Here is a 447-nt window from a genome sequence, read left to right as displayed (position 1 = left end):
GTCGCGCACCGTGAATTGCTTTTGTTCTTCACCCGCCACACATTCGGTGTGCGGCATGATGTCGGATGCATGAAGAAACGCGGCTTTATCCAGCCCAATATCTACAAAAGCCGCCTGCATGCCCGGAAGTACACGACTTACACGCCCCTTGTAGATATTGCCTACTCTTCCGCCTCGCGCCCCACGTGCATTATGAATTTCCTGCAGAATACCGCCATCAATATACGCCACTCGCGTTTCCGAAGGCGTTACGTTTACTAACAATTCAGCCGTCATGTTTATCCCTTTTCTCACGCAGTGCGTTAAAATTACTTAATAATTCATACGTTTCAACCAGCGGTAAGCCGACTACGGCGTGATAGCTGCCATTTATCTTCCTGACAAAACGGCCACCCAGCCCCTGAATACCGTATGCACCTGCTTTATCTAACGGTTCATCGCTGGCGA

The 447-nt window shown here is 49.9% G+C and carries 1 protein-coding gene and 1 pseudogene; both read right to left on the bottom strand.

Translation table 11 applies throughout. The annotated features are described in order from the left end of the window. Nucleotides 1-276 (bottom strand): S1 RNA-binding domain-containing protein (locus K0039_RS25425; RefSeq protein ID WP_228106905.1); only part of this gene is annotated, 276 nt, incomplete at its 3' end. Further along, a pseudogene (yhdE, locus tag K0039_RS25410) lies at nt 266-447 on the bottom strand (nucleoside triphosphate pyrophosphatase YhdE); the annotation flags it as partial. The gene K0039_RS25425 and the pseudogene yhdE, both read right to left, overlap by 11 nt.

The organism is Terrisporobacter mayombei (assembly GCF_020748465.1).
Classification (GTDB): Bacteria; Bacillota; Clostridia; order Peptostreptococcales; family Peptostreptococcaceae; genus Terrisporobacter; species Terrisporobacter mayombei.
This window is presented reverse-complemented; position numbering and strand designations above follow the sequence as displayed.